Genomic DNA, 23,188 nt, shown 5'->3' on the forward strand with positions numbered 1-23,188 from the left:
CGACGAGGCGGGGTGACGTGACCGCGGACCGCAGGGTCCTCCTGCGGCTCACGGGCATCGTCGCGCTCGGGTACGGCCTGGGGGCGTCGATCCAGGCGGCGTACGTGTACTCGAACCTGATCCCCGCGTGGCAGGACGTGAGCGTGTGGGCGCGGGTCGCGGCGAACGTGCTGGCGGTCCTCCTGCTGGTGGGTGCGCTGTGGGCGATGGGTGTGTACCGCTGGGTGTCGTTGGCGCGCATCCTGGGCGGTCTGGTGTTGGCGTCGGTGGTCGCGGCGGGCGGGCGCACGGCGGCGCAGGAGCTGTTGAGCGTGTACTCGAACCCGGAGCGCGCGACGATCGAGGCGGAGTTCGTGGCGGGGCTGGTGCTCGCGCTGGTGTCGGGCTGCATCGGGGTGTGGGGGATGTCGGCGCGGCGGCGCAGCCGTGCGCACCTGAGGCGCGCGGAGCGTGAGGCGCTCGAGGTGGAGCACGTGCTGGAGGCGCTCGAGGCCGAGGAGATCCGGGTGCGCCGCGAGGTCGCGGAGGGTCTGCACGGCTCGTTGCAGGGCAAGCTCGTGGTGGTGAACGCGCATCTCGACGAGGTCCTGGGCCGGTTGGTCGAGCGCGGTGCGGACCCGGACGACGTGGAGACGCTGCGCCGGGTGCGTGACGAGCTGGACGTGGTGCGGGAGCTGGATGTGCGGCAGATGAGCCGGCTGCTGTACCCGGAGCGCCTCGAGCTGGGCCTGGTGCCGGCGGTGCGTGCGCTGCTGGGCCGGCTGCCGACCGCGATCGCGACGCGCCTGACGGTGGCTCCCGAGGTGCGCACGGTCGACGACCCGGTGCAGGGCACGCTCTCGACCGCGCAGCGACTGCTCGCGGTGCGGGTGGTCGAGGAGGGCGTCACCAACGCGTTGAAGAACGGACCGGCCGCGACGATCGTCGTCGCGCTCGCCGTGGTGGACCGCGCGCTCGTCGTCGCGGTGGAGAACGACGGGCCGTCGCCGGACCCGTCGCGGGGCAGCGACCCCGACGGGGGCACCGCGCGGCTCGCGTCGCGGCTGCATCTGGTGCGTGGGACGGTGCGTCTGGAGGCGCTGCGTCCCCGGGGCGCGCGGTTGGAGGCGCGGCTCCCGCTCTGAGATGTCACCCGAACGGCCGCGTCGCAGGTGGCGACCGCTTTCTCGGGAGATGTCCGGATACCTGGACGGTTGTCCAGGGTGAAAGAAATCGGCATACCCGGCGCGGTGGGTGGCAGCACCTCACCCGGCCATGGGAGCGCTCCGACAACCGTCCTACCGTCGATCTCGTCCGCGTGAGCGGGCCGCTCGGCGCCCACCCCCGGAGCCGCCGTCCGCCTCCCCCCTCCAGGAGAACCCCATGCGCACCAAGAACAACCGCCGCAAGGCCATCGCCGTCGGCCTCGCGCTCGTCGGCGTCGCCGGTCTGTCCCTCGCCTCCGCGTCGCAGCTCAACCTCAGCTGGGGCGGCCAGTTCCAGGCCGGCAACGTGACCGTCTCGGGCGAGTGCCAGTCGTCCGCCGTCGCGGTCGCGTTCAGCGCCCCCACGTTCGACGGGACGACGACGAACCCGTGGAAGGTCCCGAACATCACGTTCAGCTCGATCGACGCCGCGTGCGCGACGCAGGGCGCGAAGTACTCGGTGGCCTACAAGACCACCGGTGACTGGCAGGCGCTCGCCACGGGCAACGCCGCCGCCGGCGTCCTGACCGTCGCGGCCCCGTCCGGCGTCGACCCGGCCTCGATCACGGGCTTCGCCCTCTCGCTGCACAGCTGACCCGAGGCCTCGTGCCCGGCACGGTCGTCGCCGCAGCACCCGACGCGCCCCCCGCGCGTCGGGTGCTGCGCGCTGTCCCGACCGTCCTGTTCTACGCGGCCGCGCTGCTGGCGGCGTGGTTCGTGTGGCCGACGAGCCTGGGTGGCTGCACCACGCTGACCTATGTCAACGGTCACTCGATGGAGCCGACCTACCACACGGGCGACATCGTGATCTCGCGCTGCGGCGAGCCCGAGGTGGGGGACGTGATCGTCTACGCGCCCGCCTCGGAGCACGGCGTGCGCATCATCCACCGTGTCATCGGCGGTGACGCCGACGGGTGGGTGGTGCGCGGCGACAACAACTCGTTCACGGACCCGTTCGAGCCCGCGGGCGACGAGGTGCTCGGCGTCGCGCAGGTGCACATCCCGAAGATCGGGCTCGCGCTGCGCGTCGTGACCAACGCGTACCTGTGGCTCGGGCTGCTGTTCCTGGCGCTCGCGCTGTGGGCCTGGCCGTCGAAGGACGCCGAGCCCGTGGACGACGAGCCCATGGACGACGAGGACATAGCCGACGAGGACGTGGCCGACGAGCCCGTGGACGACGAGCCCGGGGACGACGGCTCTGCCGAGCGCGGGTCCGACGACGAGGCCGCGGGTGGGCCGGGCACCGGCTCCCACCCCGACGCCGCCTCGACCGCTCCCCCCGACTGACCGGAGAGGACCGACATGCCCACGCGTGCCCGAGCCCCGCGACGCCACCCGGTGGTGGCGCTGCTCGTCGTGCTCGCGCTCGCGGTCCTGTCGGTCGCCGGTGCCCAGGCGGCCGGGCTGTCGCTGATGTCTCCGGTCCGCCCGACGGCGAAGCAGCTCGCGCGTTGCGCGCCGGGCCCGGTGACGGTCAGCCCGACGGGCACGTCGAGCGCGGGCCAGTTCACGCAGGTCGCGGTGTCGGGCCTCGCGGGTGGGTGCACGATCGGTGCGGTGCGGGTCGCGTCGGGCTCCACGGGTGCGTGGACGCAGGCGTTCGTCTCGTCGTCGTCGTCCGCGATCACGGGTGGCGCGTTCACCGCGACGGGCCCGGCGTTCACGCCCCCGGTCACGGGGAGCGGGCGTGCCTGGGTGACCGTCAACGGCTGGCCCGTCCCCGCCACGTGGGCCTACACGCCGCCCGCCGGTCCCGTGAGCCCCGGCAACGGGAACACGGTGATGCCGAACATCGAGTGGACGCTCGTCACCAACAACCCCGTGCAGGTGTGCTTCACCGCGACGGTCTCGACGACGTCGACCACGCCCGTGCCGTGGCAGCTGAAGATGGACCTGGCGCAGGCGCCGTTCAACGGGACGACGAGCCAGTTCACGCTGCTCAACGCGCCCGGCGGTGCGGACATCGCGTGGAAGCTCGGCATCACGTACGACCACACCGCGATGACCGCGCTGATCGCCGGGAAGCCGGACGTCGACGCGCCGGTCACGACGATCACGAGCGCCACGACGCTGCGCTTCCAGGTGTGCAACTACAACCTGCCGCCGGGTGTCCAGACGCCGTCGGCGTACACGGTGACCTACTCGAACAGCCCCGCGTGGACCGCGACGCGGGCGTGCGTGACGGCGACCGTCACGGGTAACGGCACGTCGCGGTTCTTCTTCGGGTGGACCGCCGAGATCGACATGTCGGCGGCGCGCGCCGCGGTGGGAGGGTCCGGGTGGTCGGAGCTGACCGACAACTTCTGGCAGCTCACCCGCACCGACCTGGGCGGCAACAAGTTCCGGTTCACGAGCAACACCGCGGCGAACATCTCGGGTACCCAGACCTACGTGTTCACCTACTGCGCGACCCGCTGACGGGCCGGGCTCAGCCCTCCTCGGACGTGACGGGGGCGGCCGCGGGCCGCTTCGGCGTGCGGGTGTCGCCCGACGAGCGCCCGTGCAGCCGCCGGGTGGCCCACGGGTAGACGTGCTCGCGTGCCCAGCGGGCGTCGCCGCGCAGCCGGTCGAGCCGTGGCGTGGGCGGCTGCGGGGCGAGCGGGTCGTCCCAGCGCTCCTCGTCGGGCGGCAGGCCGAGCGCGACGAGCGCGGCCTGCGCGACCCGTGCGTGCCCTTGCGTGGTGAGGTGGATGCGGTCGTCGGCCCACATGCGCCAGTCGCGCAGGGAGCGCATGCCCCACAGGTCGAGGACGTGCGCACCGTGCCGGTGCGCGATCGACCAGATGTGCGTGTTGTACGTCGCGACCCGCGAGCGGGTCGCGCGCAGGAGCCCGCTGTCCACGGTGTCGACGCCGGTCCCGAGGAGCACGTCGACGCCTGCCGCGCGCAGCCGGGCGACGGCGGCCTCGAGGTCGCGCGCGAGCCGGTCGACGTCGGCGGCGGGCCGCAGGATGTCGTTCCCGCCGCCGATGAGGCTCACCAGGTCGGGCTCGAGGCCGAGCGCCGCCGGGACCTGGTCGCGCAGGATCGGGCGCAGCAGCCGCCCACGGATCGCGAGGTTCGCGTACTCGAGCGGCGCCCCGCCAGCGGCGACCCGCCGTGCGGACAGGCGTGCGGCGAGCACGTCCGCCCAGCCGCGCAGGGGGGCGGTCGGGTCGGCCGGCGCCCGTCCGTCGGGCGAGTCCCACAGCCCTTCGGTGAACGAGTCACCCACGGCCACGTACCGGCTCCAGCGCACACCCTCGTCAGTCGACACGACGGACATTCTGCCTCTCCGCCAGCGCGACCGCGGTCGACCTCGACACGGCGATCGACCTGCGCGGCTGTTCCCGGAGTGGACCGCCGCCCCGGGACGTACGTCGAGATCGACCTCGTCGAGGCAGGTGCGCAGAACGGTGCGACGCCGAGCTGCACGCGCTGACTACGGCAGGCGCCAGTCGACGGGGGTCCCGCCCTGCGCGACCAGCAGGTCGTTCACGCGGGAGAACGGCCGCGAGCCGAAGAACCCGCGCGACGCGGACAACGGGCTGGGGTGCACGGACTCGACGGTCGGCACCCGGCCCAGCGCGGGCTTGAGGGTCTGCGCGTCGCGCCCCCACAGGATCGCGACGAGCGGTCCGCCACGCTCGACGAGCGCGGCGATCGCCCGGTCGGTGACGGCCTCCCACCCCTTGCCGCGGTGGGAGGCGGGTGCGCCCGGCCGGACGGTGAGCACCCGGTTGAGCAGCATCACGCCCTGGTCCGCCCACGGCGTCAGGTCGCCGCTCGTCGGGGCGGGCGCGTCGAGGTCGTCGACGAGCTCGCGGAAGATGTTGGCGAGCGAGCGCGGCACGGGCCGCACGTCGGGCTGCACGGAGAACGACAGCCCCATGGGGTGCCCGGGCGTGGGGTACGGGTCCTGGCCGACGACGAGCACGCGCACGTCGGCGAGCGGGCGGTGGAACGCGCGCAGGATCGCGTCGGGTGCGGGCAGGTACTCGCGGCCCGCGGCCACCTCGTCGCGCAGGAACCGCCCGGCGGCGTGCACGTGGGCCTCGACGGGGGCGAGGGCGGCGGCCCAGTCGGGTGCGACGAGCTCGGACAGCGGTGCGGGAACCACGCGCTGGACCCTACCGGCGGGCGGGTGAACCGCGGGCGCGGCCCGCGGCCGGGCTCGGGCGGGCGAATGACACCGGTGTGGTTCGCGGCCTATCCTGGCGCTCATGGACGCAGCCCTCTCGACCGCACAGCTCGAGCCGATGCCCGCGGGCGAGGTCGACGGGCTGAGCGAGCGGGACGCGCAGATCCTCGCGTTCGAGCGTCAGTGGTGGAAGTACGCGGGCGCCAAGGAGCAGGCGATCCGTGAGCTGTTCGACCTGTCGGCCACGCGGTACTACCAGATCCTCAACACGCTGATCGACGACCCGGCGGCCCTGGCGCACGACCCGATGCTCGTCAAGCGCCTGCGCCGGATGCGCCAGTCGCGTCAGCGGGCCCGCACGGCGCGCCGGCTGGGCGTCGACGCCTGACCCCGCTCGCACGGCTCGCCCGCGCGTCGTCACCCGTGCGTGAGCGTGTCCGACGCGCCGGTGCATGCGCACGGCGTCGGGCCGGATAGCCTTCCTGCCGTGAGCAAGGCCGACTACCCGTACCCGGACGACGAGTTCGACGCGCCCCCGGACCCCACCGCCCCCCGCGGTGTCCACCGCGCGCCCCGTTCGGCATGGAGCCGCTGGTGGCCGTTCCTCGCGGTCCTGGTGCTCGCACCGGCCCTGGCGTACGGCATCGTCGCGTTCGCCACGCGCGGCGGCGACCTCCCGATCTCGTCCGGCGGCAGCGACGCCGACGAGACGCCGGCGCCGACCGCCACCGCGCCGCAGACGCCGGGTGCCGAGCCGACGGGCGAGGAGACCGAGCCCGCGGGTGAGCAGGAGCCGACGCAGGAGGAGACGAGCGCTCCCGCGCCGGACTTCGCCACGACGGTCACGGTGTACAACGCGGCCGGCATCCAGGGCCTTGCCGCGAAGGGCGCCGAGCGGCTCGAGCAGGCCGGCTTCACCGAGGTCGTCCCGACGAACTTCACGGGCACCAAGCCCGAGGCGTCGACGGTGTACTACGCCTCCGAGGAGGACTCGACGACCGCCTCGGTGGTCGCCTCGGCCCTCGGGATCTCCGCGGTGGAGCTCGACCCCGCGCAGGCGCCGTCGGGCGTCGTCGTGGTGCTCGTCTCCGCGCTGCCCTGAGCCGTCCTCCACAGGTCTGCGACGGGCTCTGTTCGCGGCGGGTGCGCTCCCACTAGGCTTCGGCGCACCCCGCGCAGCGGCGTGGGGGGTTCTCCCCAGCAAGGAGCTGACGGCATGGCGCACGGCACGGTGAAGTGGTTCAACGCGGAGAAGGGCTACGGCTTCATCACGCCGGACGCGGGAGGTGCGGACCTGTTCGTGCACTTCTCCGCGATCCAGGTCGACGGGTACCGGAGCCTCGAGGAGGGTCAGCAGGTCGAGTTCGAGGTCGGGCAGGGCGCCAAGGGCCCGCAGGCCGACCAGGTCCGCCCGCTCTGAGCCTCACCTCGTAGCTCACCCGGTAGCTGCCCGCGGCGGCGGTCAGCGGTCGAGGGCGTCGATCGCCAGCAGCGCGCACGCGGCGCTCCAGGTGAGGGGCGCGACGGCCGCCGGCCTGCCGTCCGCGAGGATCTTCTCGGGGATCGAGCCGGTCGGGGTGCGGTGCGTCTCGACGGCCGCGAGCCAGGCCCGGGCGCGCTCGTCCTCGCCGTTCTCCGCGGCGACCCACGCGTACAGGGTGGTCTGCGGTGTCCACGTGACGCCGTCGCGGCGCCACTCGCCCGCGGGGGCGACGCCGAGGGGTCGGCTCATCTCGGTGATCGAGCGCAGCCACGCGTCACATCCGCCCGCGGCGGGCGCCTGCCAGAACGGCGCGAGGACGAACGCCGAGGCCGCGTCGTGGGCGGCGCCGTCCGGGTAGCGGGTCCAGCCGGCGGGGCCGAACGTCTCGACCGCGGCCGCCCCCGCGGTGCGCGCCGTGCGCTGCGCGAGGAGCGCCCGCTCGTCGTCGCCCGCCTCCCGCAGCACCGCGACGGCCTGCTCGAGCCCGGCGACGAGCGGTGCGACCGTGCCGAGCGTCAGCCGGGTCTCGTCGCGCTCCCAGTAGTCCGGGGACGCCGGTGGCAGCCCGCGAGGGTCGAGCAGCGCGGCGGTGCCGTCGACCGCGGCCGCGACGAGCGGGGCGAGTCGGTGCGCGGCCGCCGTCCGGGCGGTGCCCGGTGGCACCTCGTCGAGCACGAGCCCCGCGGCCCACATGGCCCAGCCCTGGCCGTCCGTCTGGGGCGTGCGGTCGTCGGGCGGGCCCGAGCCGTCGGGCAGGTAGCGCGCCTCGAACCCGCCGTCGGCGCGCTGGGCGTCGGCGAGGAAGCCCAGCACGTCGAGCGCGTCGGCCGGGTGCCCGGTGCGCGCGAGCGCGACGGCGACGAACGACGCGTCCCGCGGCCACACGTACCGCCAGGCCGGCGTCCAGCCCGCGACGACCGCGCCGTCCGGCAGCAGCAGCGTGCGCAGGTCCAGCAGCGCGTCGCGCGCGAGGTCCTCGAAGGGGCCGCCGGCGCCCGGGACCGTGCCCTGCGCGAGCCAGGCCGCCTGCTCGTCCGCGAGCCGACGTGCCGCGGCGACGCCGGGCGCACCCGCCTCGCCGCGCAGCACCGAGCCCAGGTGGCCCACGCGCGGGTCGAGCACGCGTGTGCCGTCGAGGTAGGCGACGTCGGCGTCGGCGGGGAGATCGACCACCGAGCCGTCGGGGGCGAGCGCGACGCCGGTCTGGTGCAGCGGGACCACCGCGTACGGGAGGGCCGCAGGCTCCGCGGCCGCGGCCGCGGGCCGGGCCGCAGTGACCGGGAGCACGGCGGCGGCGACCGCCCCGGCGGCCGCCAGCGCGCCGACGACGAGACGCGTGCGTCGTCGGCTGCGGGAGGTGCGGGCGTCGTCACCGGGCACGTCCCGGACCTTAGCCGAGCGGGGCGGTCCGGACGGCCCGTTCGGACTCGCGTCCGCGGGCCCCGTCGTCCGGGTGCCGTGGGCCGGGTGTGTTCGCGGTGCGTGAAGGGCGGTGCGCGGACGGGGACGCGTGCTTGCACTCGCAGGGGTCGAGTGCTAACCATTGACTTAGCACTCTCGGGTTGAGAGTGACAGAACCACCCCGGCCGTCAGGTGAGGCGTCGGGTGTGCGGGACAAGACCGCGCGCCCGGTCGTCGTCCGTCGCGGGCACCGACCGGCCGACCCGAACCCAAGCGAAGGATCGCTCGCCACATGGCCAAGATCATTGCCTTCAACGAGGAGGCCCGCCGCGGCATCGAGCGGGGTCTGAACGTCCTCGCCGACACCGTGAAGGTCACGCTCGGCCCGAAGGGCCGCAACGTCGTGCTCGACAAGAAGTGGGGCGCGCCGACGATCACGAACGACGGTGTCTCCATCGCCAAGGAGATCGACCTCGAGGACCCCTTCGAGAAGATCGGTGCGGAGCTCGTCAAGGAGGTCGCCAAGAAGACCGACGACGTCGCCGGTGACGGCACGACGACGGCGACCGTCCTGGCCCAGGCGCTCGTGCGCGAGGGTCTGCGCAACGTCGCGGCGGGTGCGAACCCGATCGCGCTGAAGCGTGGCATCGAGAAGGCCGTCGAGGCCGTCACCGCCGCCCTGCTCGCGCAGGCCAAGGAGGTCGAGACCAAGGAGGAGATCGCCGCCACGGCCGCCATCTCCGCCGGTGACACCGCGATCGGCGAGCTCATCGCCGAGGCCCTCGACAAGGTGGGCAAGGAAGGCGTCATCACCGTCGAGGAGTCCAACGCGCTCGGCCTCGAGCTCGAGCTCACCGAGGGCATGCGCTTCGACAAGGGCTTCCTGTCGGCGTACTTCGTCACCGACCCGGAGCGCCAGGAGGCCGTCCTCGAGGACGCGTACGTCCTGCTCGTCGAGGGCAAGATCTCGAACGTCAAGGACCTGCTCCCGCTGCTCGAGAAGGTCATCCAGTCCGGCAAGCCGCTGTTCATCGTGGCCGAGGACGTCGAGGGTGAGGCCCTCGCGACCCTCGTCGTGAACAAGATCCGTGGCCTGTTCAAGTCGGTCGCCGTCAAGGCCCCCGGCTTCGGCGACCGCCGCAAGGCGATGCTGCAGGACATGGCGATCCTCACGGGTGGCCAGGTCGTCAGCGAGACCGTCGGCCTCAAGCTCGACACGGTCGGCCTCGAGGTCCTCGGCCAGGCGCGCAAGATCGTCGTCACCAAGGACGAGACCACGATCGTCGAGGGCTCGGGCCAGGCCGACCAGATCGCCGGTCGCGTCACGCAGATCCGCGCCGAGATCGAGAACTCGGACTCGGACTACGACCGCGAGAAGCTGCAGGAGCGCCTCGCCAAGCTCGCCGGCGGCGTCGCCGTCATCAAGGCGGGCGCGGCCACCGAGGTCGAGCTCAAGGAGCGCAAGCACCGCATCGAGGACGCCGTGCGCAACGCGAAGGCGGCCGTCGAGGAGGGCATCGTCGCCGGTGGTGGCGTCGCGCTCATCCAGGCCGGCAACACCGCGTTCGCCGACCTCGCGCTCGAGGGTGACGAGGCGACGGGTGCCGCGATCGTGAAGCTCGCGATCGAGGCCCCGCTCAAGCAGATCGCGATCAACGCCGGTCTCGAGGGTGGCGTCGTGGCCGAGAAGGTCCGCAACCTGCCGACGGGTCACGGCCTCAACGCCGCGACCAACTCGTACGAGGACCTGCTCGCCGCGGGCGTCAACGACCCGGTCAAGGTCACGCGCTCCGCGCTGCAGAACGCGTCGTCGATCGCCGCGCTCTTCCTCACGACCGAGGCCGTCGTCGCCGACAAGCCGGAGAAGGCCCCCGCGGCCCCCGCCGGCGGCGGCGAGGACTTCGGCGGCGGCTTCTGAGCCGACCGCTGAGCCTGCCTCAGCCGGTCCTGCCCGGGCGCGTCGCACGCGCCTGACGCAGCACTGCACGACCCAGGACGGGCCGGTCGCCTTCGGGCGGCCGGCCCGTCCGGCATGTGCGGGCCGACCGGCGGGTGCGGGGGGCTCGTCGGCGCCCGGTATCACCCGGTAGTGTCGTTCCGCCGTCCGGTGAGGCGGCCTGGCGCGACGGGGCGGGGGGCTTCCGGTGACAGGACTGTGGCGTGACGTGTCGGATCTGGGGACCGTGGCGACCGTGCTGGGCGTGGTCGTCGGCGGTGGGGTGTTCCTCGGCTCGTGGGCGTACCGGGGGGTCGAGCGCAGCGCGTCCGCGGTGTGGCGGTCGGTCGGCGAGGCGCTGGTCGTCGCGTGGGCGATCGCGCTCCTCGCGGTGATGCTGCGCCCGTTGCCGTACCCGAGCGACCCGGGACCGGACCTCGCCCCGTTCACGGGGATACCCGCGGGCCTCGACGCCGGCTCGTGGGAGGTGCCCGCGGTGCAGCTCGGCGGGACGGCGCTGCTGTTCGTCGTGGGTGGGGGTCTGCTCTCGGCGCGGCTGCGGTGGGGTGTCGTGCGGCCCGCGCTCGCGATGGCGGCGGTCGCGGCGCTCGTCGAGGGGCTGCAGCACGTCCTGCACACCGGGCGGCACGTGGCGACCGACGACGTGCTCGTCGCGGCCCTCGCGGGTGCGGTCGGCGCGGCGGTCGTCGTCGCGCTGCGCGGTCGCGCGGGACGGACGCGCGCGCGGCGGGGGACCGGTGTGCTGCGCGCGGAGGCGATGGGCTGACGCGCAGCCGGCGCTTTCACCCGCTGTGACGCGGCCGTGCGCGGCTAGCCTCGGCGTGTGCAGGACACCGTCGTCACCGTCGAGGGCCGGTTCGAGCACCGGCACGCCGCGGAGCGGGGGACCGTGTCGCTCGACGTCGGCTTCGAGTCCGACGTGCGCGACGACGCGGTGCGCCGCACCACGCACGCGCACGCGCGGCTCGTCGACCAGGTCCGGTCGATGCACGACGAGAGCGCCGGGCCGGTCACGTGGTGGGCGTCGCAGCGGGTCGCGGTGTGGGCGCAGCGCCCGTGGAGCGACCAGGGTGCGCGCCCGCCGCTCGTGCACCACGCGTCGGTGCAGCTCGAGGCGACGTTCGCGGACCTGGCGCGGCTCGCGGCGTGGGTCGAGCAGGTCGCGGTGCTCGACGGCGTCACTGTGCTGGGCGTGCAGTGGGCGCTCACGGACCCGACCCGCACGCGCCTGCTCGAGGACGCGCGCGAGCGCGCGGTCGCGGACGCGATCGACCGGGCGCGCGCCTACGCCCGCGCGCTGGGGATGCGGGACGTGCGGCCGCTCGCGGTGGCCGAGCCGGGGATGCTGGGCGACCCGGGTCCGGGCTCACCGGGCGACGAGCCGCCGGTCCTCGCCGCGGCGCGCGCGATGGTCGCGGACGCCGCCGAGGGTCGGCTCGACCTCAAGCCCGACGAGCTGTCCGTCGCCGTGCGGGTGCACGCGCGGTTCGCGGCGTCCTGAGGGTCGCGCGCTACTGGCGGTAGGAGGCCAGGAAGTTGCCCAGGCGCTCGACGGCCTCGCCGAGGACACGCGCCTCGGGGAGCGTGACGATGCGCAGGTGGTCCGGGTCCGGCCAGTTGAAGCCGGTGCCCTGCACCAGCAGGATGTGCTCGCTCACGAGCAGGTCGTACACCAGGCGGGCGTCGTCGTGGATCTCGTGCACCTCGGGGTCGAGGCGCGGGAACAGGTAGAGCGCGCCGTCGGGGCGCACGCACGTGACGCCCGGGATCGAGGTCAGCCCGCGCCAGGCGACGTCGCGCTGCTCGTGCAGGCGTCCGCCGGGCGCGACGAGCGTCTCGATCGACTGCACGCCGCCGAGCGCGGCCTGCAGCGCGTGCTGCGCGGGCACGTTCGCGCACAGTCGCGTGGACGCGAGCAGCTGGATGCCCTCGAGGAACCCGGACGCGTGCTCCCGCGGTCCGGTGACGACCATCCACCCGGAGCGGTACCCGGCGACGCGGTACGTCTTCGACAGCCCGTTGAACGTCAGGCACAGCAGGTCGGGCGCGACGGACGCGAGCGGCGTGTGCACGGCGCCGTCGAACAGGATCCGGTCGTAGATCTCGTCGGCGAGCAGCAGCAGCGAGTGCCGGCGCGCGATGTCGGCGAGCGCGACGAGCGTCTCGCGTGAGTACACCGCACCGGTCGGGTTGTTGGGGTTGATGACGACGAGCGCCTTGGTGCGCGGCGTGACGAGCGACTCGAGATGCTCGAGGTCCGGCTGCCAGCCCTGCGACTCGTCGCAGCGGTAGTGCACCGGCTTGCCGTCGGACAGCGACGTCATCGCGGTCCACAGGGGGTAGTCGGGGGAGGGGATCAGCACCTCGTCGCCCTCGTCGAGCAGCGCCTGCATGACCATGGTGATGAGCTCGGAGACGCCGTTGCCGAGGTAGACGTCCTCGACGTCGAACGTCGGGAAGTCGGGCTCGGTCTCGTAGCGCGTGACGACCGCTCGCCGCGCGGACAGGATGCCCTGCGACTCGCTGTACCCGTGCGCGGTGGGGATCGCGGCGATCATGTCGCGCACGATCTGGTGCGGCGCCTCGAAGCCGAACGCGGCGGGGTTCCCCGTGTTGAGCTTGAGGATCGCGTGGCCCTCCGCCTCGAGCCGTGCCGCCTCGGTGAGCGTCGCCCCGCGGATCTCGTACAGGACGTGCTGCAGCTTGGCCGACTGGTCGAGGGGACGCAGGTGCATGAGGGCAGCGTAGGCCCGGCCGCGCCCGTGCCGGTGCCCGCGCCCGGCCGGGACGGGCGTGACCGGATCGGGACACGTCCGAAACACCCCGTTCACGCCTTCGGGTCGGTGCCCGAAACACCCGGTCCCTACCGTCCTGCGTCATGGGCACAGGGATGTATACACCCCGGGACACAGCGCGGTGTCGCGCGGTTCCTGAGCCCGCGTCCGGTTCCGCTCGTGAGCACAGCCCCGACGAAAGGGTCTCCTCCGTGACCAGATCGATCCGCACCACCCGCGCGCTCGCACTGTCCTCCGGGGCGCTCGTCGCCCTCCTCGCCCTGTCCGCCTGCGGCTCCCGCACGGACGACGAGGCGTCGTCCACCTCGGCGGCGTCATGCGTCAAGACGGACGGCGACAGCATCAAGATCGGCTTCCTCAACTCGCTGTCCGGCACCATGGCGATCTCGGAGCAGACCGTCCGGGATGCGCTCGACCTCGCGGCTGAGGAGATCAACGCTGCGGGCGGCGTGCTCGACAAGAAGCTCGAGATCGTCGCGGAGGACGGCGCGTCCGAGCCCACGGTGTTCGCCGAGAAGGCGGAGAAGCTCATCAAGTCGGACTGCGTCGCGGCCGTGTTCGGCGGCTGGACCTCGTCGTCGCGCAAGGCGATGCTGCCGGTCTTCGAGAGCAACAAGAGCCTGCTGTTCTACCCCGTGCAGTACGAGGGCCTCGAGGCGTCGCCGAACATCTTCTACACGGGCGCGACGACGAACCAGCAGATCATCCCCGCGATGGACTACCTCAAGGAGCAGGGGGTGACGAAGGTCTTCCTCGTCGGTTCCGACTACGTGTTCCCGCGGACCGCGAACAAGGAGATCATCGCCTACTCCGAGGCGAACGGGATCGAGATCGTCGGCGAGGAGTACGCGCCGCTCGGCCACACGGACTTCTCGACGATCGTCACCAAGCTCAAGGGCTCGGGCGCCGAGGCGGTGTTCAACACGCTCAACGGCGACTCGAACGTCGCGTTCTTCAAGGAGTACAAGAACGTCGGCCTGACGGCGGAGACGACGCCGGTGGTCTCGGTGTCGATCGCCGAGGAGGAGGTCGGCGGCATCGGCGTCGACAACATCGTCGGCCAGCTCACTGCCTGGAACTACTACCAGACGGTCGAGAGCCCGCAGAACGCGACCTTCGTCAAGGCGTTCAAGGCCAAGTACGGCGACGACCGCGTGACCTCCGACCCGATGGAGGCCGCCTACACCTCGCTCTACCTGTGGAAGGGCATGGTCGAGAAGGCGAAGTCGTTCGACGTCGCGGACGTGCAGGCCGCGGCGGACGGCGTGACGTTCGACGCCCCCGAGGGCACGGTCACGGTGAACGGCGACAACCACCACATCGCCAAGACCGCGCTCATCGGCAAGATCGACGCCGACGGCCTGATCTACCCGGTGTGGGAGTCCGACGGCCCGATCGACCCGGACCCGTTCCTCGAGGGTTACGACTGGGCCGAGGGCCTGTCCTGACCCACCCCTGACGGGCGGTGGCCCGGCGTTCTCTCCGTGCGCCGGGTCACCGCCCCCTCCCGCGGGAGGTCGGCCGCGTCCCACCCGGGACGCAGGAAGGACGGGGTGCATGGAAGCCCTGGTCTCCCAGCTCTTCGCCGGGCTGAGCCTCGGGTCGGTGCTGCTGCTCGCGGCGCTCGGCCTGGCGCTCACGTTCGGGCAGATGGGCGTCATCAACATGGCGCACGGCGAGTTCATGATGGCCGGCGCGTACACCGCGTTCGTCGTGCAGAAGGTGGTCGCCGACGCGGGCGTCTCGCTGCTCGTGTCGCTCGTCATCGGGTTCCTCGTCGGCGGTCTGCTCGGCCTGGTCCTCGAGGTCACGTTGATCTCCCGCATGTACCACCGGCCGTTGGACACGCTGCTCGTGACGTTCGGCGTCGCGCTCGTGCTGCAGCAGCTCGCGCGCGACGTGTTCGGTGCGCCGAACGTCGACGTGCGCGCCCCGGCCTGGCTGTCCGGCGCGGTCGAGATCCTCGGCGTGGGCGTGCCGAAGACGCGGCTGTTCATCCTCGGCCTGGCGACTCTCGCGGTCGTCGCGCTCGGCCTCGCGCTCAGGCTCACGCCGCTCGGACGCCGCATCCGCGCCACGGTCGCCAACCGGGACCTCGCCGAGACCGCGGGCATCTCGACGCGCGCGACCGACCGGCTCACGTTCTTCCTCGGCTCCGGGGTCGCGGGGGTCGCCGGGGTCGCGCTCACGCTGCTCGGGTCGATCGGCCCGACGCTCGGCACCAACTACATCGTCGACGCGTTCCTCGTCGTCGTCGTCGGCGGCATCGGTCAGCTCAAGGGGGCCGTGATCGCGGCGCTCGGGCTGGGGCTGCTGCAGGCCGGCATCGAGTACTCGAGCACCGCGAGCCTCGCGAAGGTCCTCGTGTTCGTCATCATCGTCGCGTTCCTGCAGGTCCGGCCGCAGGGGCTCGTCGCCGTCCGGACGAGGAGCCTGGCATGAGCGCGGTCGCGCGGATCTGGGGCCACGAGCGGGCGCGCCTGCTCGTCGGGGTGGGCGTGGCGGGCCTGCTGCTGTTCGTCGTCGCACCCGGTGTGCTGTCGGACTTCCGGCTCAACCTGCTCGCCAAGTTCTGCTGCCTGGCGATGGTCGCGGTCGGCATCGGGCTCGCGTGGGGGCGCGGCGGGATGCTCACGCTCGGGCAGGGCGTGTTCTTCGGCCTCGGCGGCTACCTCATGGCGATGCACCTCAAGCTCGCGGACGCGGGCCCGGGCGGCGTGCCGGACTTCATGCTGCTGTACGGCGACGGCACGGTCCCGGCGTGGTGGGAGCCGTTCCGCAGCCCGGTCGTCACGGTGCTCGCGATCCTGCTGCTGCCCGCAGGCCTCGCCGCGCTGCTCGGCCTCGCGGTGTTCACGCGCCGCGTGCGCGGTGCGTACTTCGCGATCCTGTCGCAGGCGCTCGCCGCCGCGTTCGCGATCCTGCTCATCGGCCAGCAGAAGGTCACGGGCGGGACCAACGGGCTCAACGGGTTCCGGTCCTTCTTCGGGTTCGACCTGGCCGACCCGGTGAACAAGCAGATGCTCTACTACATCGCCGCGGGCACGCTGCTGGTGATGGTGCTCGTCGTGCGCCTGGTCATGCGCTCGCGGTACGGCGAGCTGCTCGTGGCCGTGCGCGACCAGGAGAACCGCGTGCGGTTCCTGGGCTACGACCCGGCGCTCGTCAAGGTGCTCGCGTACGCGCTCGCGGCCGCGTTCGCCGCGATCGGCGGGGCGCTGTTCGCGCCGATCGTCGGGATCATCTCGCCCGCGGACGTGGGCGTCGTGCCGTCGATCGCGTTCCTCGTCGGCGTCGCGATCGGCGGACGCGCGACGCTCCTCGGCCCGGTCGTCGGGTCGATCGCGGTCTCGTGGGCGGAGACGAGCCTGTCCGAGCGGTTCCCGTCGTTCTGGACGTACTTCCTGGGCGGGTTGTTCATCGTCGTCGTCGCGTTCCTGCCGGACGGCTTCGCGACGCTGGGCAGGCTGCGGCTGCGGCGTCGTCGTCCTGGTCCCGACGAGCCCGTGGGCACGTCCGACGAGGAGCACGCGTCCGACGAGCAGGCGTCCGACGAGGACGAGCACGACGAGGCCACCGCGAGCGCCGGGAGGACGGCATGAGCGACGACACGACATCCGCGGCCGACGAGGTCGAGGTCCAGCTCGACCCGCAGGCCCTCGAGGCCGTGATCGCGGCACCCGAGTCCCGGTTCCGGCACGACTACCTCGAGGTGCGCGGGCTGCGCGTCGAGTTCGACGGCTTCGTCGCGGTCGACGGGGTCGACCTCACGGTCACGCAGGGCGACTTGCGCTTCCTCATCGGGCCCAACGGCGCCGGCAAGACGACGATCGTCGACGCGATCACGGGCCTGGCCCGGTGCAGCGGCTCGGTGCGGTTCGGCGGCGTGGACCTGGTCGGCAGGCCCGCGCACCGCATCGTGCGGGCGGGTGTGGGACGCACGTTCCAGACCGCGAGCGTGTTCGACGAGCTGTCGGTGCTGCAGAACCTCGACATCGCGGCGGGCTCCGGTCGGCGCCTGCCGACCCTGCTGCGGCGGCGCTCGGGGATCCCCGACGAGGTCGCGCAGGCGCTCGAGACCATCGGCCTGACCGCGCTCGCGGACGCCCCGGCCGGGGTCCTCGCGCACGGCCAGAAGCAGTGGCTCGAGATCGGGATGCTCCTGGTCCAGGACGCGCGGCTGCTGCTGCTCGACGAGCCCGTCGCCGGCATGTCCCACGCCGAGCGCGAGCAGACCGGGCAGCTGCTGCGACGCATCGGCGAGCAGCGCACGGTCGTCGTCGTCGAGCACGACATGGAGTTCCTGCGGACGTTCGCGTCGTCCGTGACGGTGCTCCACCAGGGGCGCGTGCTCTCGGAAGGGTCGGTCGCGCAGGTGCAGGCCGACCCGTCGGTCGTCGAGGTGTACCTGGGCCGGGGAGCCGGCGCCCGGGGCGCCGCAGGGGAGGTGGCGTGATGCTGGAGCTGACCGGCGTGCATGTCGGGTACGGGCGCACCGCCGTGGTGCACGGCGTGGACGTCGCGGTGGACGCGGACTCCGTCACCGCCGTGATGGGCCACAACGGCGCCGGGAAGACGACGCTGCTGCGCGCCGCGGTCGGGCTGCTGCCCGTGCGCTCGGGCAGCGTCCGCCTCGACGGCGACGACGTCACGAAGCTGCGCCCGCACCAGCGCGTGCGCCGCGGCCTCGCGTACGTCCCGCAGGGGCAGCAGTCGTTCGGCACGCTCACCGCGCGCGAGAACCTGCAACTCGTCGCGGACGGTGCGGGTGCGGCCGGGCGGCGCCGGCTCGACGAGTCGCTCGACCTGTTCCCGGCGTTGCGCGGCCTGCTGGGACGACGAGCGGGCCTGCTGTCCGGCGGTCAGCGTCAGCAGCTCGCCATCGCCCGCGCGCTCATCACGGGCCCGAAGGTGCTGATCCTCGACGAGCCGACCGAGGGCATCCAGCCCAACGTCGTGCAGGAGATCGAGGACGCGATCACGACGTTGACGGCCGCCGGCGGGCTCGCGGTGCTGCTCGTCGAGCAGCACGTGGGGTTCGCGCTGTCCGCCGCGTCCCGCTACTACGTGCTCGAGTCCGGGCGCGTTACGAGCGAGGGCGCGGGCGGCCTCGACCAGGAGGAGGACGTGCGTGCGGCGATGGCGATCTGACGTCGCCGCGTCCACGGGCGGCTCGCGTCAGCAGGGGGGATACGCTCCATGTCCATGAGCACCGGACCGGGCTCCGAGCCGGCCGCACGGGAGAGCACCAGCACTCCCACCGACGGCCTGTCGCTGCGCGAGATCGTCTACCACCGGTTGCGCGACGAGATCCTCAACGGCCGGATCAGCCCGCGCGAGCGCCTCACCGAGCCCAAGCTCGGCAAGGCGTTCGAGGTGTCCCGCACCCCGGTGCGCGAGGCGCTGTCCCGCCTGCTGTCCGACGGGCTCGTGGAGCGCACCGACTTCGGGTACGCCGTCGTCGTGCCGTCGCTCGAGGACCTGCGCAACCTCTACGAGCTGCGCATCACGCTCGAGCTGCGCGGCATCCAGCGGGCGATCGAGAACCCGTCCGTCGTGCACGACGAGGCCGCGCTGCGCGCCGAGCTCGAGTTCTGGGTGGGCCTGCGCGACGACCCGCCCGCGCCGGACCCGTCGTTCGTCCTGCTCGACGAGCGCTACCACCAGGTCCTGTCCGCGTCCTCCGGCAACGCGCAGCTCACCGAGGCCCTCGTCGCCGTGAACCAGAAGATCCGCGCGGTGCGCATGCACGACTTCGTCGAGACCTCCCGCATCGCGACGACCATCGACGAGCACGTGGAGATCGTCGAGCTCGTCCTGGCCCGCCGCCTGCCCGAGGCGCTCACCGCGCTGCACAAGCACGTCGGCGAGTCCCTCGAGGTCGTCATGGAGCGCGCGACGAGCGCCATGACCCGCATGGCCCTCGCCGGCTGACCCCGCGCCGGCGCACCCGCCCCGCCGACCCCGCGTTTCCTCCGGCTCCGGCGCGCCATACCCGGAGCGATGACGGTCTCGGCGGGGTGGTCCTCGTCGACCCCGCGTTTCCTCCGGTTCCGGCGGACCAGACCCGGAGCGATGACGGTCTCGGCGGGGTCGGGGGTGCAGGTGGCGTAACGCCGCGTTCACACCCGGCGTCCGGAGTCGAAACATCCGGTTCGTACCGTCCCGGATACGTCGGTGTATACGCACCGCGACCAGGGACGACGACGAGGAGACGGCATGGTCGGCACGCTGCTCGTCGCGAACCGGGGGGAGATCGCGGTGCGGATCATCACCACCGCGCGGCGGCTCGGGTGGCGGACGGTGGCGCTGTGCACGAGCGAGGACGCGGCGGCGCCGCACGTGCGGCTGGCCGACGACGTCGTGCACCTGGGTGCCGACCCGCACGCGTACCTCGACGGCGGGCGCGTGCTGGACGCCGCCCGCCGGTCGGGGGCGACCGCGCTGCACCCGGGGTACGGGTTCCTGTCCGAGGACGCGGTGTTCGCGGCGGACGTGGAGAGCTCGGCAATCACGCTCGTCGGGCCGACGCCCGGCCAGGTCGCGACGTTCGGCGACAAGTTCCGCGCACGGCAGGCGGCGCTCGCGGCGGGCGTGCCGGTGCTCGCGGCGTCGGGGCTCGTCACGACGGCCGACGACGCCCTGCGCGCGGCCGAGCAGATCGGCTACCCGTTGATGCTCAAGGCCGTCGCGGGCGGTGGCGGGCTCGGGCTGCGCAGGTGCGCGGACGCCGCGACGCTGGCCGCGGCGGTCGAGGAGGTGCGTCGGGTCGCGGCGCAGCGGTTCGGCAACCCCGCGATGGTCGTCGAGCGGCTCGTGACGCGTGCGCGGCACGTCGAGGTGCAGGCGTTCGGCGACGGGTCGGGGCGCATCGTGACGCTCGGGACGCGCGACTGCTCGTTGCAGCGCCGCCACCAGAAGGTGCTCGAGGAGGCGCCCGCGCCCGGTCTTCCCGACGAGCTGCACGCGCAGCTGCGCACGTGGGCGCGGGACCTGCTGGCCGCCGCGCGGTACCGCTCGGCGGGGACGGTCGAGCTCGTCGTCGACCTGGACCGTGGCGAGGCCGCGCTGCTGGAGGTGAACGCGCGGCTGCAGGTGGAGCACACCGTGACCGAGGAGGTCACGGGCGTGGACCTGGTCGCGTGGATGCTGCGGCTCGCGGACGGCGAGGACGTGCTCGCGGGCCGACCCGACGACGTGCCGACCGCCGGGCACGCGGTGCAGGCCCGCGTCTACGCGGAGGACCCGCGGCGCGGCGGCCTGCCCTCGACCGGGACGCTCACGCACGTCACGCTCCCGCCCGTGCGGGTCGACACGTGGGCCGAGCCGGGGCAGCGGGTGACGCCGCACTGGGACCCGCTGCTCGCGAAGGTCGTCGTCCACGGTGACGACCGTGCGCAGGCGTTCGCGCGCGCGGCGCACGCGCTCGCGGGCACGCGCGTCGACGGGGTCGAGACGAACCTGCCGCAGCTGCGGGCGGCCGTGGCGCACCCGCGTGTGCTGGCGGGCCGGGTGGACACCGCGCTGCTCGCGGACGTCGTCGACGACGAGCCGTGGGTCGAGGTGCTGCGCGCGGGGGACATGACGACCGTGCAGGACTGGCCGGGGCGGCGCGGGCTGTGGGAGGTCGGCGTGCCGCCGTCCGGCCCGATGGACGACCTGTCGTTCCGGCTCGGGAACCGTGCGCTCGGCAACGACGAGGGTGCGCCCGGGCTGGAGTGCACGCTCACCGGGCCGCGGCTGCGGTTCAGCCACGCCGCGACGGTGTGCGTCACGGGAGCGCCCGCGCCGGTGCGCGTGGACGGCCGCACCGTGGAGCAGTGGGAGCCCGTCGAGGTGCCGCCCGGGGGAGTGCTCGACGTGGGCGCGCCCTCCGGCGCCGGCCTGCGCACGTACGTGCTGCTCGCGGGCGGCCTGGACGTGCCGCGCTACCTGGGGTCGGCCTCGACGTTCACGCTCGGCGGGTTCGGCGGGACCACGGGTCGCGCGCTCGTCGTCGGCGACGTCCTGCGTCCCGCGACCCTCGCGGACCCGAGCCCGGACCGGGCGCCGGTCCCGGCGGAGCTGCGGCCCCGGTTCACGCACGCCTGGCGGCTCGCGGTGCAGGAGGGCCCGCACCCGGCGCCGGACTTCCTCACGCGCGAGGACATGGCCACGCTCCTGGACGCGACGTGGCAGGTGCAGGCGCACGCGAACCGCACGGGCATCCGCCTGTCCGGCCCGCGGTCGCGCTGGGCCCGCCCCGACGGCGGCGAGGCGGGCCTGCACCCGTCGAACGTGCACGACACCCCGTACTCGGTGGGCGCGCTCAACATCAGCGGCGACACCCCGATCCTGCTCGGGCTGGACGGCCCGTCGCTCGGCGGGTTCGCGTGCCCGGTGACGGTCGTCTCGGGGCACCGGTGGAAGCTCGGCCAGATCCGCCCGGGGGACACCGTGCGCCTCGACGCGGTCCCCACCCGCACGGCCGAGCGCCTGCGCGCCGACGAGCGCCTGCGCGCCGCGGCACTGCTGCCGCCGGGTGTCGCGACCGGACCGGACGGCGACGACGGCGTGCTCGCCGTGGTCCCGGGCGACGCGAACGACACGGTCGGGCGGCCACGCGTGCGCTACCTGCGCGGCGGCGACGACAACGTGCTCGTCGAGTACGGCCCGCCCGTGCTCGACCTGGGCCTGCGGGTGCGCGTGCACGCGCTCGCGGAGGCGCTGCGCGCTCGGGTGCGCGGCGGGCTCGTCGGGGTCGTCGACGTGACGCCGGGCGTGCGGAGCCTGCACGTGCACGTCGACCCGGACGCCCTGCCGGTGCGCACGCTCGTCGGCGTGCTCGTCGAGCTCGAGCACGCGCTGCCGCACACCGACGACCTCGTCGTGCCGTCGCGCCGCGTGCACCTGCCGCTGTCGTTCGACGACCCCGTCGTCGGCGCAGCGGTCGGGCGGTACGTCGCGGGGGTGCGGCCGCACGCGCCGTGGCTGCCGTCGAACGCGGAGTTCGTGCGGCGCGTCAACGGGCTCGACTCGGTGGACGACGTGCTCGCGACGATGCTCGCGGCCGAGTACCTCGTGCTGGGCCTCGGTGACGTGTACCTGGGCGCGCCCCTCGCGGTGCCGCTCGACCCGCGGCACCGGCTGCTGACGACCAAGTACAACCCCGCGCGCACGTGGACCGCGGAGGGCACGGTCGGTCTGGGCGGGCAGTACCTGTGCGTGTACGGCATGGACTCCCCGGGCGGGTACCAGCTCGTCGGGCGGACCGTGCCGGTGTGGTCGTCGTACGCGCAGCACGGGGCGTTCGAGCCCGGGGTGCCGTGGCTGCTGCGGTTCTTCGACCGGATCGTGTGGCACGCGGTCACGCCGGAGGAGCTGCAGGGGTGGCGCGAGGACCTCGCGTCCGGGCGGCGCACGCTCGAGGTCGAGGACGGCTGGTTCTCGGCGCGCGAGCACCGTGAGTCGCTCGCGCGGGACGCCGCCGAGATCGCGGCCGTGACCGCTCGCCGCGCGCAGGCGTTCGCCGCCGAGCGCGCCGCGTGGGCAGCGGCGGGCGAGATCGACGCGCCCGACGAGGCCGCGACCGCACCCCCGGTCAGCGTCGCGACCCGCACCGCCCCGCCGGGGTGCGTGCTCGTCGAGGCGCCCATGGTCGGTGCGGTGTGGCGCGTCGAGGCGCAGGTGGGCGAGCGCGTGCGGGCGGGCGACGCGCTCGTCGCGCTCGAGGCCATGAAGCTCGAGCTCGCCGTGCCGGTTCCGGTGGACGGGCGGCTCGTCGAGGTGCTGGTCGAACCCGGTCAGCAGGTCGCGCCCGGTGAGGCGCTCGCGGTCGTGGCGGTCGGCCCGTGACGACGAAGACGAAGGAGGTCCCGTGCACCTGACGCCGTCGGACACCGAGAAGCTGCTGCTCGCGGTCGCGGGCATGGTCGCGCGCGACCGGCTCGCGCGCGGCGTGCGGCTCAACTACCCGGAGACGGTCGCGCTGCTCACCACGTGGGTGGTCGAGCGCGCCCGCGAGGGACGGTCGGTCGCGGACCTCATGGTCGAGGGCCGGCAGGTGCTGGGCCGCGACGACGTGATGGACGGTGTCGCGCAGCTGCTGCCGGACGTGCAGGTCGAGGCGACGTTCCCCGACGGGCGCAAGCTCGTCACCATCCACGAGCCGATCGCGTAGGGGGCGGCACATGGCAGGCACGACGACGAGCGGGCCGGGCGCGGTGCGGCTCGCACCGGGCCGCGAGGACGAGCCGGTGGTGCTCAACG

At 73.7% G+C, this 23,188-nt stretch carries 22 protein-coding genes; 18 read left to right on the plus strand and 4 right to left on the minus strand.

Features of this window, described 5'->3' with window-relative positions:
- Nucleotides 1-17 precede the first annotated feature (17 nt).
- The 4 genes from CUD01_RS10090 (at nucleotide 18) to CUD01_RS10105 (ending at nucleotide 3,602) form a co-directional block, all read left to right on the plus strand.
- On the plus strand, nucleotides 18-1,124 hold the full coding sequence (locus tag CUD01_RS10090; protein WP_244937741.1) for a sensor histidine kinase: 1,107 nt from the start codon (nucleotides 18-20) through the stop codon (nucleotides 1,122-1,124).
- 238 nt (nucleotides 1,125-1,362) lie between these two features.
- Nucleotides 1,363-1,779 carry a hypothetical protein gene (locus tag CUD01_RS10095; RefSeq protein WP_094181814.1) on the plus strand — a complete coding sequence of 139 codons (417 nt, stop codon included), beginning with the start codon at nucleotides 1,363-1,365 and terminating at the stop codon, nucleotides 1,777-1,779.
- An 11-nt stretch (nucleotides 1,780-1,790) separates the two neighbouring features.
- Nucleotides 1,791-2,471, plus strand: coding sequence for a signal peptidase I (locus tag CUD01_RS10100; protein WP_141320784.1), 681 nt, complete (start codon nucleotides 1,791-1,793; stop codon nucleotides 2,469-2,471).
- Nucleotides 2,472-2,486: 15 nt separating this feature from the next.
- A complete protein-coding gene (locus tag CUD01_RS10105; protein ID WP_141320786.1) occupies nucleotides 2,487-3,602 on the plus strand; it encodes a hypothetical protein in 1,116 nt (371 codons plus the stop codon).
- Nucleotides 3,603-3,612: 10 nt separating this feature from the next.
- Here CUD01_RS10105 and CUD01_RS10110 read toward each other — a convergent pair whose 3' ends face one another.
- Together CUD01_RS10110 and CUD01_RS10115 are read right to left on the minus strand one after the other, a co-directional pair.
- Entirely contained in the window at nucleotides 3,613-4,449 is an 837-nt protein-coding gene (locus CUD01_RS10110) for an SGNH/GDSL hydrolase family protein (RefSeq protein ID WP_141320788.1), read from the minus strand.
- A gap of 156 nt (nucleotides 4,450-4,605) precedes the next feature.
- A complete protein-coding gene (locus CUD01_RS10115; protein ID WP_244937742.1) occupies nucleotides 4,606-5,283 on the minus strand; it encodes a uracil-DNA glycosylase in 678 nt (225 codons plus the stop codon).
- A gap of 103 nt (nucleotides 5,284-5,386) precedes the next feature.
- On the opposite strand from CUD01_RS10115, the gene CUD01_RS10120 reads away from it, so the two are divergent.
- The 3 genes from CUD01_RS10120 (at nucleotide 5,387) to CUD01_RS10130 (ending at nucleotide 6,724) form a co-directional block, all read left to right on the plus strand.
- Entirely contained in the window at nucleotides 5,387-5,692 is a 306-nt protein-coding gene (locus CUD01_RS10120) for a DUF3263 domain-containing protein (RefSeq protein ID WP_141320792.1), read from the plus strand.
- 99 nt (nucleotides 5,693-5,791) lie between these two features.
- Entirely contained in the window at nucleotides 5,792-6,406 is a 615-nt protein-coding gene (locus CUD01_RS10125) for a LytR C-terminal domain-containing protein (protein ID WP_141320794.1), read from the plus strand.
- 114 nt (nucleotides 6,407-6,520) lie between these two features.
- A complete protein-coding gene (locus tag CUD01_RS10130) occupies nucleotides 6,521-6,724 on the plus strand; it encodes a cold-shock protein (protein WP_094181821.1) in 204 nt (67 codons plus the stop codon).
- Nucleotides 6,725-6,766: 42 nt separating this feature from the next.
- Here the strand turns inward: CUD01_RS10130 and CUD01_RS10135 are convergent, their stop codons facing one another.
- Nucleotides 6,767-8,167, minus strand: coding sequence for a glycoside hydrolase family 15 protein (locus CUD01_RS10135; protein ID WP_141320796.1), 1,401 nt, complete (start codon nucleotides 8,165-8,167; stop codon nucleotides 6,767-6,769).
- A 313-nt stretch (nucleotides 8,168-8,480) separates the two neighbouring features.
- On the opposite strand from CUD01_RS10135, the gene groL reads away from it, so the two are divergent.
- From groL to CUD01_RS10150, 3 genes are all read left to right on the plus strand, one after another.
- A complete protein-coding gene (gene groL, locus CUD01_RS10140; RefSeq protein WP_141320798.1) occupies nucleotides 8,481-10,106 on the plus strand; it encodes a chaperonin GroEL in 1,626 nt (541 codons plus the stop codon).
- Between the two features lie 247 nt (nucleotides 10,107-10,353).
- Nucleotides 10,354-10,911 (plus strand): VanZ family protein, encoded by a 558-nt coding sequence (locus CUD01_RS10145; protein WP_141320800.1) that lies wholly within the window; start codon nucleotides 10,354-10,356, stop codon nucleotides 10,909-10,911.
- Between the two features lie 57 nt (nucleotides 10,912-10,968).
- Nucleotides 10,969-11,646, plus strand: coding sequence for an SIMPL domain-containing protein (locus CUD01_RS10150; protein ID WP_141320802.1), 678 nt, complete (start codon nucleotides 10,969-10,971; stop codon nucleotides 11,644-11,646).
- A gap of 10 nt (nucleotides 11,647-11,656) precedes the next feature.
- Here the strand turns inward: CUD01_RS10150 and CUD01_RS10155 are convergent, their stop codons facing one another.
- The gene (locus CUD01_RS10155; protein WP_094181826.1) at nucleotides 11,657-12,880 is read right to left on the minus strand and encodes a pyridoxal phosphate-dependent aminotransferase; all 1,224 of its coding nucleotides are present in this window, start codon (nucleotides 12,878-12,880) and stop codon (nucleotides 11,657-11,659) included.
- Nucleotides 12,881-13,131: 251 nt separating this feature from the next.
- Here CUD01_RS10155 and urtA point away from each other — a divergent pair, with 251 nt between their 5' ends.
- From urtA to CUD01_RS10195, 8 genes are all read left to right on the plus strand, one after another.
- Nucleotides 13,132-14,388 (plus strand): urea ABC transporter substrate-binding protein, encoded by a 1,257-nt coding sequence (gene urtA, locus CUD01_RS10160; protein WP_244937743.1) that lies wholly within the window; start codon nucleotides 13,132-13,134, stop codon nucleotides 14,386-14,388.
- Nucleotides 14,389-14,497: 109 nt separating this feature from the next.
- Nucleotides 14,498-15,382, plus strand: coding sequence for an urea ABC transporter permease subunit UrtB (urtB, locus tag CUD01_RS10165; protein ID WP_141320806.1), 885 nt, complete (start codon nucleotides 14,498-14,500; stop codon nucleotides 15,380-15,382).
- The gene (gene urtC / locus CUD01_RS10170) at nucleotides 15,379-16,542 is read left to right on the plus strand and encodes an urea ABC transporter permease subunit UrtC (RefSeq protein WP_141320808.1); all 1,164 of its coding nucleotides are present in this window, start codon (nucleotides 15,379-15,381) and stop codon (nucleotides 16,540-16,542) included. The genes urtB and urtC overlap by 4 nt, the downstream gene beginning before the upstream one ends.
- Entirely contained in the window at nucleotides 16,539-17,396 is an 858-nt protein-coding gene (gene urtD / locus CUD01_RS10175; protein ID WP_141320810.1) for an urea ABC transporter ATP-binding protein UrtD, read from the plus strand. Before urtC ends, urtD begins: the two co-directional genes overlap by 4 nt.
- A complete protein-coding gene (gene urtE, locus CUD01_RS10180) occupies nucleotides 17,396-18,091 on the plus strand; it encodes an urea ABC transporter ATP-binding subunit UrtE (RefSeq protein ID WP_141320812.1) in 696 nt (231 codons plus the stop codon). Before urtD ends, urtE begins: the two co-directional genes overlap by 1 nt.
- 54 nt (nucleotides 18,092-18,145) lie before the next feature.
- On the plus strand, nucleotides 18,146-18,874 hold the full coding sequence (locus tag CUD01_RS10185) for a GntR family transcriptional regulator (protein WP_243861317.1): 729 nt from the start codon (nucleotides 18,146-18,148) through the stop codon (nucleotides 18,872-18,874).
- Nucleotides 18,875-19,159: 285 nt separating this feature from the next.
- On the plus strand, nucleotides 19,160-22,774 hold the full coding sequence (uca, locus tag CUD01_RS10190; protein WP_141320816.1) for an urea carboxylase: 3,615 nt from the start codon (nucleotides 19,160-19,162) through the stop codon (nucleotides 22,772-22,774).
- Nucleotides 22,775-22,796: 22 nt separating this feature from the next.
- On the plus strand, nucleotides 22,797-23,099 hold the full coding sequence (locus CUD01_RS10195; RefSeq protein ID WP_094181834.1) for an urease subunit gamma: 303 nt from the start codon (nucleotides 22,797-22,799) through the stop codon (nucleotides 23,097-23,099).
- The last annotated feature ends 89 nt before the right edge of the window (nucleotides 23,100-23,188 follow it).

Origin of the sequence: Cellulomonas uda, assembly GCF_006538705.1 — a bacterium.
Classification (GTDB): Bacteria; Actinomycetota; Actinomycetes; order Actinomycetales; family Cellulomonadaceae; genus Cellulomonas; species Cellulomonas uda.

Bases quoted from the DNA above. Each gene is read 5' to 3' on its own strand.
- CUD01_RS10095 (WP_094181814.1), top strand. From the start codon at position 1,363: ATGCGCACCAAGAACAACCGCCGCAAGGCCATCGCCGTCGGCCTCGCG.
- CUD01_RS10105 (WP_141320786.1), top strand. From the start codon at position 2,487: ATGCCCACGCGTGCCCGAGCCCCGCGACGCCACCCGGTGGTGGCGCTG.
- CUD01_RS10110 (WP_141320788.1), bottom strand. From the start codon at position 4,449: ATGTCCGTCGTGTCGACTGACGAGGGTGTGCGCTGGAGCCGGTACGTG.
- CUD01_RS10120 (WP_141320792.1), top strand. From the start codon at position 5,387: ATGGACGCAGCCCTCTCGACCGCACAGCTCGAGCCGATGCCCGCGGGC.
- CUD01_RS10130 (WP_094181821.1), top strand. From the start codon at position 6,521: ATGGCGCACGGCACGGTGAAGTGGTTCAACGCGGAGAAGGGCTACGGC.
- groL (WP_141320798.1), top strand. From the start codon at position 8,481: ATGGCCAAGATCATTGCCTTCAACGAGGAGGCCCGCCGCGGCATCGAG.
- CUD01_RS10155 (WP_094181826.1), bottom strand. From the start codon at position 12,880: ATGCACCTGCGTCCCCTCGACCAGTCGGCCAAGCTGCAGCACGTCCTG.
- urtB (WP_141320806.1), top strand. From the start codon at position 14,498: ATGGAAGCCCTGGTCTCCCAGCTCTTCGCCGGGCTGAGCCTCGGGTCG.
- urtC (WP_141320808.1), top strand. From the start codon at position 15,379: ATGAGCGCGGTCGCGCGGATCTGGGGCCACGAGCGGGCGCGCCTGCTC.
- urtD (WP_141320810.1), top strand. From the start codon at position 16,539: ATGAGCGACGACACGACATCCGCGGCCGACGAGGTCGAGGTCCAGCTC.
- urtE (WP_141320812.1), top strand. From the start codon at position 17,396: ATGCTGGAGCTGACCGGCGTGCATGTCGGGTACGGGCGCACCGCCGTG.
- CUD01_RS10185 (WP_243861317.1), top strand. From the start codon at position 18,146: ATGAGCACCGGACCGGGCTCCGAGCCGGCCGCACGGGAGAGCACCAGC.
- uca (WP_141320816.1), top strand. From the start codon at position 19,160: ATGGTCGGCACGCTGCTCGTCGCGAACCGGGGGGAGATCGCGGTGCGG.